At 41.8% G+C, this 15,499-nt stretch carries 15 protein-coding genes; 11 read left to right on the forward strand and 4 right to left on the reverse strand.

The features are described 5' to 3' along the window. The first annotated feature begins 40 nt into the window (after positions 1-40). The 6 genes from FNW02_RS26220 to FNW02_RS26245 all read left to right on the forward strand — a co-directional run bounded on the left by FNW02_RS26220 (position 41) and on the right by FNW02_RS26245 (position 6,202). Positions 41-853: a transferase gene (locus tag FNW02_RS26220; RefSeq protein ID WP_191760413.1), complete on the forward strand. Its 813-nt coding sequence runs from the start codon at positions 41-43 to the stop codon at positions 851-853. 131 nt (positions 854-984) lie between these two features. Continuing rightward, entirely contained in the window at positions 985-1,773 is a 789-nt protein-coding gene (locus FNW02_RS26225) for a carbon dioxide-concentrating mechanism protein (RefSeq protein ID WP_191760414.1), read from the forward strand. A gap of 267 nt (positions 1,774-2,040) precedes the next feature. Beyond that, a complete protein-coding gene (locus FNW02_RS26230) occupies positions 2,041-2,982 on the forward strand; it encodes a LysR family transcriptional regulator (protein WP_191760415.1) in 942 nt (313 codons plus the stop codon). Positions 2,983-3,161: 179 nt separating this feature from the next. Beyond that, on the forward strand, positions 3,162-4,787 hold the full coding sequence (locus FNW02_RS26235) for a mucoidy inhibitor MuiA family protein (protein WP_191760416.1): 1,626 nt from the start codon (positions 3,162-3,164) through the stop codon (positions 4,785-4,787). Positions 4,788-4,887: 100 nt separating this feature from the next. After that, positions 4,888-5,388: a GNAT family N-acetyltransferase gene (locus tag FNW02_RS26240; RefSeq protein ID WP_191760417.1), complete on the forward strand. Its 501-nt coding sequence runs from the start codon at positions 4,888-4,890 to the stop codon at positions 5,386-5,388. A gap of 61 nt (positions 5,389-5,449) precedes the next feature. Beyond that, positions 5,450-6,202: a Uma2 family endonuclease gene (locus FNW02_RS26245; RefSeq protein WP_191760418.1), complete on the forward strand. Its 753-nt coding sequence runs from the start codon at positions 5,450-5,452 to the stop codon at positions 6,200-6,202. Positions 6,203-6,240: 38 nt separating this feature from the next. On the opposite strand, the gene FNW02_RS26250 is transcribed toward FNW02_RS26245, so the two are convergent. Beyond that, a complete protein-coding gene (locus tag FNW02_RS26250; RefSeq protein ID WP_191760419.1) occupies positions 6,241-6,441 on the reverse strand; it encodes a hypothetical protein in 201 nt (66 codons plus the stop codon). Between the two features lie 257 nt (positions 6,442-6,698). Between FNW02_RS26250 and mnmE the strand changes: the two genes are divergently transcribed. The 3 genes from mnmE to FNW02_RS26265 are packed head-to-tail and all read left to right on the forward strand — an operon-like array spanning position 6,699 to position 9,318. Then, a complete protein-coding gene (mnmE, locus tag FNW02_RS26255) occupies positions 6,699-8,087 on the forward strand; it encodes a tRNA uridine-5-carboxymethylaminomethyl(34) synthesis GTPase MnmE (RefSeq protein ID WP_191760420.1) in 1,389 nt (462 codons plus the stop codon). A gap of 59 nt (positions 8,088-8,146) precedes the next feature. Continuing rightward, positions 8,147-8,938 carry an SDR family NAD(P)-dependent oxidoreductase gene (locus FNW02_RS26260; protein ID WP_191760421.1) on the forward strand — a complete coding sequence of 264 codons (792 nt, stop codon included), beginning with the start codon at positions 8,147-8,149 and terminating at the stop codon, positions 8,936-8,938. 50 nt (positions 8,939-8,988) lie between these two features. Further along, a complete protein-coding gene (locus tag FNW02_RS26265; RefSeq protein WP_191760422.1) occupies positions 8,989-9,318 on the forward strand; it encodes a hypothetical protein in 330 nt (109 codons plus the stop codon). A 293-nt stretch (positions 9,319-9,611) separates the two neighbouring features. Here the strand turns inward: FNW02_RS26265 and FNW02_RS26270 are convergent, their stop codons facing one another. Continuing rightward, positions 9,612-10,502: an alpha/beta hydrolase gene (locus tag FNW02_RS26270; RefSeq protein WP_191760423.1), complete on the reverse strand. Its 891-nt coding sequence runs from the start codon at positions 10,500-10,502 to the stop codon at positions 9,612-9,614. Between the two features lie 315 nt (positions 10,503-10,817). Between FNW02_RS26270 and FNW02_RS26275 the strand changes: the two genes are divergently transcribed. Then, positions 10,818-11,735 carry a lysophospholipid acyltransferase family protein gene (locus FNW02_RS26275; protein ID WP_348535449.1) on the forward strand — a complete coding sequence of 306 codons (918 nt, stop codon included), beginning with the start codon at positions 10,818-10,820 and terminating at the stop codon, positions 11,733-11,735. 4 nt (positions 11,736-11,739) lie between these two features. Here the strand turns inward: FNW02_RS26275 and FNW02_RS26280 are convergent, their stop codons facing one another. Together FNW02_RS26280 and FNW02_RS26285 are read right to left on the reverse strand one after the other, a co-directional pair. Then, positions 11,740-12,036: a hypothetical protein gene (locus tag FNW02_RS26280; protein ID WP_191760424.1), complete on the reverse strand. Its 297-nt coding sequence runs from the start codon at positions 12,034-12,036 to the stop codon at positions 11,740-11,742. Between the two features lie 110 nt (positions 12,037-12,146). After that, positions 12,147-13,781 (reverse strand): hypothetical protein, encoded by a 1,635-nt coding sequence (locus FNW02_RS26285; protein ID WP_191760425.1) that lies wholly within the window; start codon positions 13,779-13,781, stop codon positions 12,147-12,149. Between the two features lie 105 nt (positions 13,782-13,886). Between FNW02_RS26285 and FNW02_RS26290 the strand changes: the two genes are divergently transcribed. Beyond that, the coding region (locus FNW02_RS26290) for a glycoside hydrolase family 38 N-terminal domain-containing protein (protein WP_461824392.1) at positions 13,887-15,499 on the forward strand (1,613 nt) is incomplete at its 3' end.

A 15,499-nucleotide genomic window follows, 5' to 3' on the forward strand; every position in this document is an offset into this window, starting at 1 on the left:
ACAACTCACAATTTTTCCGACTTCCGAGGTGATAATTCCCATGTCTGTGCCGCCACTGCGCCTCAGCGACAAATTTGATTCTTATATTAGTGGCGAGGTGACTATTCATCCAAGCGCGGTATTGGCACCTGGAGTGATACTCCAAGCAGCTATAAACAGCAAGATTATCATCGGCCCAGGAGTCTGTATTGGAATGGGATCAATTCTCCATGTCCATGAAGGAATTATAGAGGTGGAAGCAGGAGCAAACCTGGGAGCTGGTTTTTTGATGGTTGGCAAGGGTAACATTGGAGCAAATGCTTGCATTGGTTCAGCAACAACAATTTTCAATTATTCAGTTGAACCTGGACAAGTAATTGCACCTGGTTCAATCTTGGGAGATACCAGTCGCCAAATTAGTGAAATAAAACAACTAGAATCATCTACAACTAACCCCGTTTCTACAAGTACAGTACAGCCAAAGGAAGAGGATAATAACTTAGGCGGAGGCGAGGATGTAGTAGTTTCCTCAACTAACCTCTCAGCGTCGGCTTTTGTGGATTTCAAACACAAGTCGATTTCCTTTTTTAAATCTTCCGTTACTCCTCAAAGTCAGCCTCCTCCCATCGAGGAACCTAATAATAGTGCAGACTCTATGCGCTCAGCCGCTCAAGCATCTACACCACTTAGTGACAACTCTGAGCAGGTTTCGCCAACTAAAAGTTCAGTGACGAATGATTCAGAAACCAGTCAGCCAACCACAGCATCCCCTGAAAGTTTCGGGACTCAAATTTATGGGCAAGGGAGTATACAAAGACTGTTGACCACATTGTTTCCCCATAGACAATCCTTGAGCGACCCAAATGACGATTAGTCAGTTGAACCTTATGCGCCAATACCTGAAGCCTACGAACATAGACAATCCTTGAGCGACCCAAATGACGATTAGTCAGAGTAAGTGTTAATTGTAAGTTGTCGGCTTTGTGAGTATCTTAGAGAGTTCACATGGAAACATTTAATCAACGGTCTATGAATAGCATCCAGGCAGGGCGTAGTCATGAAACCTTCGAGGACACTGCTTTGGGTTTAGTTTCTACCCAAAGCTTTCCAGCGATAGTTGGCACAGCGGATATGATGCTAAAGTCATCTGGAGTTCACCTAGTTGGGTATGAAAAAATAGGTGGCGGTCATTGTACTGCGATCGTCCGGGGTGGAATTGCTGATGTGCGGCTTGCTGTAGAATCTGGTGTTCAAACTGCGGAACAGTTTGGCCAGTTAGTCTCTAGCTTGGTAATTCCCCGGCCTTATCCCAACTTAGAGGTAGTTCTGCCAATTACCAACCGCCTCACTCAATTAATGCGAGAGGGCAATTATAGCCGTTTGAGTCATCAAGCAATCGGTTTAGTAGAAACGCGGGGATTTCCGGCGATGGTAGGCGCGTGTGATGCCATGCTAAAAGCTGCTGATGTCCATTTGGCAGCCTATGAAAAAATAGGTGCAGGTTTATGTACAGCCATTATTCGTGGCTCCGTAGCAAATGTTGCAGTAGCAGTAGAAGCAGGGATGTACGAGGCAGAACGCATTGGGGAGTTAAATGCGGTGATGGTAATTCCTCGACCACTGGATGATATGGAGCAAACCTTGCCACTGGCAAGTTGCTGGATAGAAGAACGTCAACCGTTAAAGTTGCCCATCAATATTAAAGAGCAAGTTGGCGAAAGAGAGATGGTAGGTTTGCCAGATTTAGCTCAGCTACCTGCAAAAATTCAAGAAGAATTATGGAATGATGAATGATGAATTATGAATCATGAATTGTAAGCAATCCTCATTCAATATTCAACATTCATCTTTAACTGGAAGGCATCTTACGCTTTGTTTGTTGATCTGATAATAACTTCTCAAGTCCATAAGTCAAATACCTTTCTTTTAATAGCACTAATAGAGTTTTATCTATACAAAAACTCATAACTTCGTATGAGCAACGCTGTATCAATTGCAAGTGTTCAGTAATACTAGTTTTATATCTACAAATTGCTATTAGCTATTAGAGGAGAATCTCTCTTGAACCAAGCGACGCTGCACCAGTTGAAGGTGTTTGAGGCGGCGGCACGGCACAGTAGCTTTACTCGTGCAGCTGAGGAATTGTTTCTCACCCAACCTACCGTCTCCATGCAGATCAAGCAACTTACAAAATCGGTAGGGTTGCCACTATTTGAGCAAGTGGGGAAGCGTTTGTATTTGACTGAGGCAGGACGAGAATTATTTGCTACTTGTAGACAGATTTTTGACACCATAGCCCAGTTTGAAATGAAAGTAGCAGATTTAAAAGGGCTAAAACAGGGACAATTACGCTTGGCTGTGATTACGACAGCAAAATATTTTATACCACGTTTATTAGGGCCTTTTTGCCAACTTTACCCAGGAATTGATATCTCACTGCAAGTAACAAATCACGAAAGAATTTTAGAACGGATGAGTAGTAATTTGGACGACTTGTATATTATGAGTCAAGTTCCAGAAAATTTAGATGTGAATTTTGAGCCATTTTTAGAAAATCCTCTGGTGGTTTTTGCACCAATTAGTCATCCACTAGCTAAGGAAAGAAATATTCCCATACAACGTCTGTCTAATGAACCTTTTATTATGCGGGAACCCGGCTCAGGAACTCGTCGTGCCGTCCAAACCCTCTTTGATGAACATGGAATTACAGTGAAAGTTAAGTTGGAATTGGGAAGTAATGAAGCAATTAAACAAGCGATCGCAGGTGGTTTAGGAATATCTGTTTTATCTCGCCATACTTTAATGCCAGACACGGCAGAGTTATGTATTTTAGATGTACAGTATTTTCCTATTAAGCGAAATTGGTTCATGGTTTACTCAAGCGGTAAACAGTTATCTATCGTTGCTCGTGCCTATTATGAATATCTACTAGATGCAGCGAAAAAAATTGTAGCATTAAACACTACAACTACTGGTGATGCTGTCGAGAAAACTCACGTATGAACCAAGCTGATATGCATTTAGCTTGCATTAGTTGAGATCGAGGGGAGATAAATAAATTAAAAATTAAAAATTTCAGATTTTTAATTTTTAATTTTGAATTCCCCGCAGGGGTTGACGGTTAGGCCAAGAAACATTGACAATTAACCAGCAGAACCATTAAAAATTGGGAAAAACTGGCAGTGGTTAACCCGGAAATACTTTCTTGGCGCAAAGTAATACAAAGCCAGATTGTAGCGGTTACAGTGTATACTGACAAAGCTCTAGTTACACGACAGAGTGTAGTATCTTTAACAGGACTTGAACGGGAATTAGTCATAACCTCGTTGCCAGTGACTCTAGAAACTGAGTCTGTGAGAGTTAGCGGTACGGGTACAGTGGAAGTGCGTTTGCTAGGAGTAAGCAGCGATCGCATTTATACTACCGAACCTGTAGCAGAGCGAGTGGCACAGTTAACAAGGCAAATTCAGCAAGTAGAAGCAGAAAAACGTCATCTGCAAGCTCAAGTAGACGCTTTAGTATTACAGTCTAATTTTATCGAAGGCTTACGTGAAAAGACAGAGGAAAGCTTTTCACAGAGTTTGGCACGAAAAAATCTCAGCCTCAGCGAGACTTTGGATTTCTTGAACTTTCTTGGAAGCCAGTATAGCGAGTATGCGATCGCATCTGGGGAGTGCAAAACCCAACAGCAAGAATTAGACAAACAGTTGCAAGCACTCCGTACCTCGTTGCAAAAAATTCAAACGCCCCATCCTAAAGAAAGTTTTAACTTGGTTGTGGCGGTTGAAGTTGCGGGTGAAGGCGAGTTTGAGCTTGAACTTTCCTATGTAGTAAATCGCGCTAGTTGGACTCCTCTTTATGACTTGCGCTTCAGTACTACTAGCAATATCGTACATCTGAGTTACCTTGCAGAAGTTATCCAAAGCAGTGGCGAAGATTGGATTGGCGTAGCTCTCACTCTTTCTACAGCTAAACCAGGCTTAGGTACACTTCCACCCAAACTTGAACCCTGGTACATCGCTACTCCAACCCAACAAATAGTACGACGACGATATACTGTCCGTCCAGCGTTACCTACCATAGCAGCTCAGGCTGCTCCTGCTGGTGAAGGAAGTGAAGAAGAAGATGAATTTGCACCAGAAACTAGTCTTATTTCAGCCGAAACTGTTGTAGCGGAAATCTCCAAAGAAGGCAGTGTAGTTACTTTTAAACTTAATGGTGGCGGTAACATTCCCAGTGATGGCACACCCCACAAAACTACAATTTTCAACGATGACTACCCTTGTAGCTTCGATTATGTTGCAATGCCACGCTTGGTAAGCTTTGCTTATCTGCAAGCTAATGTGAAAAATAGCCCCAACGGTGCGACTCTGTTACCAGGCAAAGCGAATATTTTCCGCGATAATGTCTTTGTCGGCACAACTAATTTAGAGAATATTGCACCAGGACAAGAGTTTAAACTTAACTTGGGGATTGATGAAGGTTTGAAAATAGAGCGCGACTTAGTTGAGCGTCAGGTAGACAAAAGACTAATCAGCAACCAGCGCCGCACTACTTATGGTTATCGGTTGGTAATTACGAACTTGCTCAACCAAGAAACAAATCTCAAACTAACTGAACAATTACCAATTAGCCGCACCGAGCAAATTAAGGTGCGCCTCATCCGCAGCAACCCACAAATTCAATTAGGTGAAATGGGGATTTTAGAATGGGAGTTAACTCTTCCACCACAGGAACGACGAGAAGTATATTACCAGTTCGCTGTTGAACATCCGCCTGAGCTAACGGTGATTGGGTTGGATATATAGAATCAAGGCTAAAGTTATTATTCAAACTTTTCTTAAAACTCCTCAAATATTGTAATTGTAACTGTTAGCAAAACCACTCACCTTTAAGAGACAACTGGACATGAAATTGCTGGTTCGAGAAGCACAACCGAATGATGCTGCGGCAATTGTTGGCATTCTGAACCCGATTATTGAAATCGGTGTGTACACGGCGTTTGATACGCCGCTCACAGTCGATGCCGAACTAGAATATATTTTGAATTTTCCCCAACGTGGAGTGTTTCACGTCGCTGTAAATTCTTCAGATCAACAGGTGGTTGGATTTCAAACTCTCGAACCATTTGCAACCTACACACATGCATTTGACCATGTGGGAATCATTGCAACATTTGTTGATCTCTCATATCGAAGACAAGGCATTGGTAAAAGTTTGTCTGAGGCTACATTTAAGAGCGCTTGCAGCAAGGGATATGAAAAGATATTTACCTATGTTCGCGCCGATAACTCAGACGCCTTAGCTAGTTATCTCCGACGTGGTTTCAATGTAGTTGGGACGGCGAAAAAACACGCCAAAATCAAAGGAACGTATGTGGACGAGATCATCATCGAACGGTTCTTGTAGTTAGCGTCTACATTCCTCACTGTTAAGCTAAACTAATAGCTACTGAGACATATTTGCTGCCATGTCTGTCGCTCAAGATTTAGAAACCCCAGAAGATGTTATATTTCCCCCAGGGGATTTATACAGTGACGAACCGCCTTTGGAAAGTGACTTACATCGGCTACAAATGACGTTGCTCATTCAATGCCTTGAGTGGTTGTGGCGAAATCGTCATGACTTTTATGCATCTGGCAATATTACAATTTACTACAGTCCACGCCAGCGGAAATCAGAATATTTCCGAGGCCCAGATTTTTTTGTAGTGCTGGGGACTGAACATCAACCTCGTAAAAGTTGGGTTGTCTGGGAAGAAGATGGTAAGTATCCCAATGTCATTGTAGAACTGCTATCAGATTCCACAGCGGCAACTGACAAAGGCTTGAAAAAACAAATCTACCAAGATACCTTTCGCACACCAGAATATTTTTGGTTCGATCCTAATAATTTAGAATTTGCTGGGTTTGTTTTATTAGCTGGTAAGTATCAACCAATAGAACCGAATCCTCAAGGTTGGTTGTGGAGCCAGCAGCTAGAGTTATATTTGGGTGTTTATCAAGAAAATTTGCGCTTTTTTACTCCTGAAGGAGAACTAGTTCCGAAACCGGAAGAAGTTGCACAACAGCAAATGCAACGGGCTGAACAAGAAAAACAAAGGGCTGAACAAGAAAAACAACGGGCTGAACAAGAAAAACAACGGGCTGAACAAGAAAAACAACGCAGCGATCGCTTGGCGGCTAAACTGCGAGAATTAAGTATAGATCCAGATACAGTTTAGCCTCTGCGATATCTTGGTTTTACCTGTTGATGCTAATACTATGGATCTTCAGGAAAAACCCATTTTGGCGGTTCCGTGATTTTTTTCCGCAGACGTTCTTCAGCTATTTGCAGCATTTCGTCTAAAGAAGTCTCTTTGACGAATTTTGCAGTTGCCTCTTTAAATTCAACATTGGGGCATTTATCCCCTAAAACACACCCGTTAATACAGGCTTCAGCGCAGTTAATTTTCTGCTCCACAGTGAATTCCTCTCTACTTAGGGCTTTTCTACCCTCAAGATAAATTTTACCTTGTCATTTGCCATCCTATTGGTCTAGGTATTTACCATTTAAATAAAAGTCCTTGAAAATTAGACTTCTGACGGCATTCGGAAAAAGGAAATTTAATCCCTTTAAATCTTTTCTCACTTCATGCAAAAGTACCTTTTATGTAAGGTTTATTCCAGTCCTGCTACGCTAACCATAATGTATGCAATGTTTTGCTGAAAAGGGTGCTCATGTCAGAATTTGCCAATACTGGAACTATTGCCGCGATCGCTACTGCTGTTGTTCCCCAACAGGGTAGTGTTGGCATTGTGCGGGTATCTGGTTCTCAAGCAATGACCATCGCCCAAACTCTTTTTCACACACCTGGGCGGCAAATTTGGGAAACTCACCGGATTGTCTACGGTTATATCCGCCATCCCCAGACGCAACAATTGATAGATGAAGCCTTGTTGCTGATTATGAAAGCACCCCGTTCTTACACTCGTGAAGATGTGGTGGAATTCCATTGCCACGGGGGAATTATGGCAGTGCAACAGGTTTTACAGTTGTGTTTGGAACAAGGAGCAAGACTAGCCCAACCGGGGGAATTCACTCTTCGCGCTTTTTTAAATGGGCGATTGGATTTGACGCAAGCTGAAAGTATTGCTGATTTAGTGGGGGCGCGATCGCCTCAAGCGGCTCAAACAGCCTTAGCTGGTTTACAAGGAAAATTAGCTCATCCGATCCGGCAGTTACGCGCCAACTGTTTGGATATTTTGGCAGAAATCGAAGCTCGGATAGATTTTGAGGAAGATCTACCCCTGCTGGATGATAAAGCAATCATATCAGAAATCGAAAAAATTGCCGCAGAAATTACCAGCCTACTGGCAACCAAAGATAAAGGCGAACTACTACGCGCAGGTTTAAAAGTCGCAATTGTTGGGCGTCCAAATGTCGGCAAATCGAGCTTGTTGAATGCTTGGAGCCAGAGCGATCGCGCCATTGTCACCGATTTACCTGGTACAACCCGCGATGTTGTAGAATCCCAGCTAGTGGTTGGGGGAATTCCCGTGCAAGTACTAGATACAGCTGGCATTCGGGAAACAATAGACCAAGTAGAAAAAATTGGCGTTGAGCGATCGCGTCGTGCCGCAAGTGCAGCCGATTTAGTGCTGCTGACCATCGACGCTTCAGATGGTTGGACACAAGGCGATCAAGAAATTTACGAACAAGTACACCACCGTCCATTAATTCTCGTGATCAATAAAATCGACCTTGTAGAGACGAAAACGATCACATATTTGAAATATCCCAACATAATTAATCAAGTTGTTACCACAGCAGCATCACAAAATCAAGGTATTGATACTTTAGAAACAGCAATTTTAGAAATAGTTCAATCTGGAAAAGTCCAAGCAGCTGATATGGATTTAGCAATTAACCAAAGGCAAGCTGCGGCATTAACTCAAGCTAAAATTTCTTTGAAACAGGTACAAACAACAATTACTGAACAATTACCTCTTGATTTTTGGACAATTGACTTACGTGGTGCAATTCAAGCATTAGGAGAAATCACAGGTGAGGAAGTTACAGAATCAATACTTGAAAGAATTTTTAGCAGATTTTGTATTGGTAAATAAACTTTTGTCTGTCATTAAAAATACGAAATATTTTCATAACTTAATATTGTAATATTTATATGTCTTTTATTGACGAAATTAAAAATGCTAATGCATTAATTGTGGGTGCTAGCCGAGGCATTGGTTTGGGTTTTGTGAAAAAATTGCTACAAGATGATAGAATTGACAAAATTTATGCAACCTATCGTCAACTTGAATCCGCTTCTGAGTTAATGGCTCTTGCAAGCGAACATTCTGAGCGATTAATTTGTTTATCGATGGATATTACTGATGAGTTGCAAATTGTTGAAGCTATTCAAAAAATACGTACCCAAATTAAAAAATTGCATTTGGTAGTCAATTGTGTAGGATTTCTACATGAGGGCAATTTGCAACCCGAAAAAAGCTTAAGACAGCTCAATTCAGAAAATTTATTGCGTTATTTCCAAATCAATAGTATTGGTGCTGTCCTACTTGCTAAACATCTATTACCCTTATTTCGTAATAGTGAAGGCGCTGCGGTAAGTTCAGAACGCAGCGTCTTTGCTAGTATTTCTGCTAAACTGGGCAGTATTGACGATAACCAACTTGGTGGATGGTATGGCTATCGCGCCTCTAAAGCTGCACTCAACATGTTTATGCGAACGGCAGCAATTGAGTATAAAAGAAGCTGTCCTAAAACATGGGTCATAACATTACATCCTGGTACAACGGATACACGCCTTTCCCGTCCGTTTCAGGGAAATGTACCTGCGGAAAAATTATTCTCAGTCGAGCGTACTGTTACCCAATTACTAGCTGTCATTGAACAACTTCAAGAAGGTGATAGCGGTTACTTTTTCTCGTGGGATGGTAGTAAATTACCTTGGTAATTACGTTACGCTGGGGCTAGTGAAATTTATCTTATTTACAACCAAAGCCTATGAAGTTTTTTGTTCCAGCAGCTAAGGACGATGTTAAGGCGGAGCAGGTGTATGGTGCTATTGCTAAATCTGTCCAAGCACCAATAACTGAGAAGCGGATTTGGAAGTTACGCTGGCATGACAAAGGAACAGATATAGAGTGCGAGGTAGGGAAACCTTTACCATCTTCTTATCAAACAGGGAAAGAGCTAGTTCTGGCAATCTTTGACTGTGAAAACTTTTATAAAATTTGTACTCTTACTCGTGGAGGAGTTAAGGGAGGGCCTATTTTGGTTGGAAAAAACTCTCAGTCCTCAGCAATCTATTTTTCGGATAATGTAAATAACTGAATCTCCATTTAAATTGGCAACCTGCCTCTTAATGATAGTAAGCGCGATAACTTCTCTATGGGACACTACAAAAAAGGCGATCGCACTATTAAAATATACCTAATTAAACGGTTTGGGAATTTGGATTTCATGATTTTTTACCCAACCTAAAATTAACTGGAATGATAGCTAATTGCGCCAATAGTATCGATATCCTCATTGAGGTTGACGTTGAAAAAAGCCCTTACCGCAGGTAGCGCCCATAAATTATTTGCATAAGTAGACTGCTAAAAACTGGGATTAAATTCAGTGCTTTACCGTCCTAACTGTACTGTCTCAGTTGGTAGGTGTTGCTCTAACCAATCCTCCAAATCAGCCAGCACTTCCTGGTAATTCAAGTCACTTTGAATCTCGTGATAGGCTCCGGGATACTCGATTCGCAGTTTATCTGGACAGGTTAACCGCTGATAAAAAATGTCGCTTCCCGCAGGTAAAGCTACTCTATCCGCTCCTCCGTGGAGAATTAATAAGGGTAATTGCCAATCAGTGGCATGAGCATTAATCCAGTCAACTGTTGCAAAGAATTCTGTAGCCAGACGAGCCGTAGCACGGGTATGTCGGAGAGTATCTTGAGCATAGGCAGCTAAAATCTGCTCATCCCGTGAAGCAGCAGTTATATCAATACCCGTATTGAGGGAAAAACCCGGCCACACCCTTGATAACATTTTTCCTATGAGCACACGCACAGGTGAAACTCCAACTTTACCTAAAGTTGGCGCTAAGGCGATCGCACCTCGCAATTTAGATACATCTTTGGGGTAGCGCAAAACATAATCTAAGACAATTACTGCACCTAAGCTATGACCCAAAATAAAAATTGGGCACTCTGGCTGCTGAATTTGAATCAACTGTAGAAACCCTCGCAGGTCTTCCCGAAATTCACTCCAAGCTTTGATATAGCCTCGCTGACCAGGTGAGCGTCCATGACCGCGCAAGTCCAAGCTGTAGACAGCATATTTGAAAGGTATAAGATGTTGAACGATGTTACTGTACCGTCCGCCGTGTCCTCCAAGTCCATGTACAATGGCTAATACTCCCCTCGCCTTACCCTCTGGATGCCAGCTTTGGTAATATAGGTCAAGCCCACCGATACTTTTGAATGTGCCTTCTTTACGAAACGCTACCAGAGCACTGTGGTCAATCATAAAAGTGAATTTTTTACGTTTTTTCCCAGCAAGCTATTAGCCTATCAAGGTATATTGTAGGTAAAATAACCTCCAGCTATGGGAGGAATTACAGATAATTTGAGTTAAAGAAGACAGTTCTATTGCTTCTACACAACCGTAGCTTGATTAATAATATGGCATCAAGAACTATGATTTATTTATGAATTCAAGGAGGGTTTTATCAAAAGTTCCTCTAGTGAATCTGTTCCAGAAGACCTAGCTGATGAGGTAACTTCCCAAATTCATGGGGTTCAAAAAGCAGCCAATTTAACATCCAACCATCAGCAGGAAAGCATAACACAATCAGAAACCTTACCGCCCTTAACTGCCGCAAGCATCAAGCGGGTACAAGAAGGTGTCGCTGCAGCTAGCGATTGCGCTATTCGCCAGACGATTGACGAAACTCTAAATGGGTTGGAAGCTATTAAACAAGGGCATCAAGAACATCGAGCTAAGCCTTGGTTGCGTCGCTTTGTGATGCGATCGCTTATCCATTCATTTTTTCGAGTGCAAGTTGAACACCTTGAAAGAATACCTAAAGAACCTGCAATCTTGGCAGTCAACCATCTCCACCACATCGATCCGTTGCTGCTACTGGCTGAACTCCCTACCCAACCTTACTATTACATCCTAGGTGATGCCCGTACGCTCTATAACAAGTGGTGGAAGCGCTTCGTTCTCAAATTTGCGGGGGGTGTCATTCCTTTAGAACGAGTGTGGAAAGAAGAACTCGCCGTCATCGCAGCGGCTAAATCAGGACGACAAGACCTTGTAGATCTGGCTACAGCAATTGAACAAACTGTGACTACAGGGGAAGATATACACACACTACGACAGATAGACCGCATTGTTGTATCAATCTTGACTCGTGGGGATGGGATGGTTCTGTTTCCCGAAGGACGATTAGGAAATACTGAAGGGAACTTACATCTTCCCCTGAAGCGAGGAACGGTAATTTACGCCCTACGAACGGGTGTGGCGATCGTGCCTTTAGCGCTGATCGGAACTCATGACCTTTATTTAGGAAAGGAGTTAACTATTCGGGTAGGTGAACCACTACGCTTTTCTCAAACTACCAGACCGAAACGACAGGAAGTTGAAACAGCTTTAGACGCTTTGCAAAACGCAATGCTTACTCTGTTGCCAAAAGACTATCAAGAACCAACAGGAACTAAGCTATTTCGTTATTTTCTCAATCACATGCTTTGGTAAAACATTACTTCTCCAAAAAGTTCGTAACTTTAAAATTTGAAGTTCCCTCCCAACAGTGATTTAAAAATGCATTTACTTGAGCATCTACTGAATCAGCTAATTCTCTAGATGCATTAAACTGTACTGCTGTTACAATGTACTCAAAAATAATCACAAACTGCTTCTGGGGTGAAATTCTTTCGACCACAATCGTTTCACCTACCCTAGGAATTTGAGGTAAATTCACCGCAAATGTTTCAATTTTTGGTTTATCTAAGGGATTTTTGAAATTGAAGTATTTACAGTAAACAAGAATTTTCACTTCATTAAACCACTAATAACACTATAGATAATCAAAATTTTCCTTTTCTATTTCCTTGAATTGGAAAATTGTGAATATACATTATAGGTTATTAAACAATATTTACCAGCTTATTTACCTCGCCACAGCTTTTGTAATACATGAAAAATGTTGACAAATATTTCTTCTAGCCAGAGCATAAAACTGTCAAGCCATTCTAAAAGCTGCTCTAAGGGGTGCTTCTCATAGCCCATTAACGTTGCTGTAGTTTCTATCCAATCTGGCTTAGCTTCCATTTGGGTACTTTGACGAAGCCGCTGAAAAACGTCTCCTCTAGGACTATCGCTTTTAGATTGAGAAATTCTGTCTTGATTTTGTTTTGCAGAGATAATTTTGCCAGATGTTTTTTGAATTGAGGTGAGATTACGGGTGATTTTCTTCTTTTGCACCAACTCAGATTTGGCTTTTGACCGCGCAACTTTCTTAGGCACAGACATCTCTGGTAATACACTTGAAGCTAGTACAGGATTTAGTCTTTGGGGTACTGCAACTGGCTTGTTAACAGCTGTTTTAGACTCACCAAATAAATCACTCAAATTCAGCCAAGGATCTGTTTGTACATCCTGGTTATGTAACTGGGGACTTTTAGGTATATTGAAACTACGATCAGGCAATCTTTTGCGTTGTAATTGTCTCTGATTACCGCTTGACTCAAGTTTTTTACCTGCTCCAACACCAAAAAAGTAATTGAGTGCTGCCTCAATTAAAGCCTGAAAATTCAGCGTATGAGTTTCCAAACTATCAGCATTTACTGCAATTTCTCCTCTAGTAGCTAACCGCTCTTTACCATAAAGAAATGTATTTAACTGTATTTGGACAACTTGGATAATTTCCAGGCTCCGTTGTTGCACAGGTACTACAGCCTTCGTTTCCAAGTTAGCAACAGATGCATCTATAAAAGCGAGCAATTTACTCTTATTAATTAAATTTAAATCTTCCGATGTCCCTTCAAGAATACACTGAATTTTGCTTGTACTTTTACCAGTCAGCTTAGCTAGTAAACGGTTAATTTCTGGTAATAAAACATTTTCTTTTCTGACTTTAGTCAACCGCCAACAATACCAGTAATTAGCAACTTCGCTAATAATTTTTTCTTCTAATTTTGCCTGCTGTTGGGATGTCAAAATATCTAGAATTTCATTCTCGGCGGTAACGAGTACCAAATTGCGATTCAGCAAATTTGTAGCAATTCCCCGCACGACTAGAAGATTATGCTGGAGAGCATTCTTTGACTGTGAGGGGTTAAGACTCCCTGCTGGATTATCTGAAATAGTTAAAGATTGAGGAGAATTAGTATTAGTTGTAGAGTTATGATGAATAGCTTTCCCCCACAAAGTCCCCAAAAATGCCAAGGGGTTTAAATGTGTAGTTGAGGTAGCCGTAACCTCTTGAGATGATAGATTTTGAATTGTCCCTAATACCTGATGAATGGGGGTATCAACAGTTAAGTGTGTTTCTGCTGGTACAGTATCATTTGGTTGTAACTTTAGGCTAGTTTGTGGTTCTTTAGTTTGTAGTGTTTTCCCATTTGATTCAGATGACTGAAACAGTAGATATACTGAGTAAATTAGTGTCTCTACACCCCACTTAGTGGCAACTTGCAAATGCCGAAAGGTGTTTTCCCACTGTTGTGTCACCCGCCGAGATTGCTGGTGAACAAAGTTAAATAGTCTGCTTTGATAATGACCAGAAGAACCAGAAGACATGGTGGTGATTTGTTAGTTTAAGTCTTGTTTAATTATGAGACTCCCGCCAAACAATAAAAACGACAAACTGTTAATTATCGTAAGTGCCCTCATCTTAGCGAAAATATGACCCTTTCTGTCTCTCAATCTCATACTAAATTTATCTTGGAAGCAATAGAGAAACTGCGCTCTTGTTGCCAAGTTAATGTTCAGTCTAGCTGGCTATACCAGGAACATGACCAAGTTATTACTGATGTTGCCACATCTGATTTATCTGTTTGGCAACTTGCCTCATTAAATATTAAAGGACATGTTGCTTGGACAGGTGGGAAAAAAGTGCTGTGGCTGGTGCAAAGATTGGTGGTTCCCCAAGATTTACAGGGTTATCCTTTAGCGGGGTTATCTTTGCGGCTGGCGCTAGTTTGGTGGGCCGATTCTGCCAAAATTTATGTAAATGGAGAGTTAGCGCTGGAGGGCGATTTATTTGATTGCTCACCCAGAGTGCTTCTCAGTCGGGATGTGACGCCAGGAGAAGAATTTACTGTTGCTTTGCGGTTAGAGAGTCCGGGACATTGTGATGGTGCTTTAGTGCGATCGCTCCTTGTATATGAATCTACTGATGATAATAATCCTGATCCGGGTTTTGTGGCTGATGAATTGGCGGTAGTACAACTTTATTTAGAAAAGTTTGCGCCGGAGAGGTTGAATGAGTTGGCGGCGGCGGTAGAGGAGGTAACAAACCGCAGAGGCACAGAGGACGCAGAGGAAGTGTGGGAGAAATTTTTGTTATCTGTTCGTCAAAACTTGACTCAATTCAAAATCCGTCTTGAAAAGTTTGCTACGGAGGGAAACCCTCCTTACAACTTTTCGCAAAATCTAAAATCTAAAATTTATTTATTAGGTCATGCTCATTTAGATTTAGCATGGCTCTGGCCTGTAAATGAAACTTGGAATGCAGCACAAAGCACTTTTGAATCGGTTCTGAAATTGCAAGAAGATTTTCCTGAGTTAATTTTCTGTCATTCGACTCCAGCGCTTTATGCTTGGATTGAAGAACATCGCCCGGATTTGTTTAAGGCAATTCAAGAGGCGGTAGCCGCTGGACGTTGGGAAGTTGTAGGTGGTTTGTGGGTGGAACCGGAACTCAACTTAATTGCTGGTGAATCGATCGCTCGTCAACTACTATATGGTCAGCGCTACATCCAAGAAAAATTTGGTCGGCTTTCGACTGTTGTCTGGGTTCCAGATACTTTTGGTTTTTGTGCAACTTTACCGCAGTTTTTTGCTAATGCGGGTATTGAGTATTTTGTAACGCAAAAGTTGCGATGGAATGATACTACCAAGTTTGATTATGGTGCTTTTTGGTGGCGATCGCCTGATGGTAGTGAAATATTTAGTTTGATGTCTGCACTCATCGGTGAAGGTATTGACCCAGTTAAAATGGCATCATACGCTCTTGAATGGCAAACCCAAACAGGTTTACCAGAATCGCTCTGGCTCCCTGGCATCGGCGACCACGGCGGCGGCCCTACCCGTGATATGCTAGAAACCGCCCAACGCTGGCAAAAGTCGCCTTTCTTCCCAGATCTAGAATTTACAACGGCTGAAAACTATTTACAGCAAATTCAATCAGGAGAGACGCGATTAATTGCGTCTGTACAGGATTCAGGAGTCAGGAGTAATTATTCTCCCACTCCCCCCCTGCCCCCCTGCCCCTCTGCCCCTCTGCCCCCCCCGTC

This window comes from Komarekiella delphini-convector SJRDD-AB1, from assembly GCF_014831675.1.
Classification (GTDB): Bacteria; Cyanobacteriota; Cyanobacteriia; order Cyanobacteriales; family Nostocaceae; genus Komarekiella.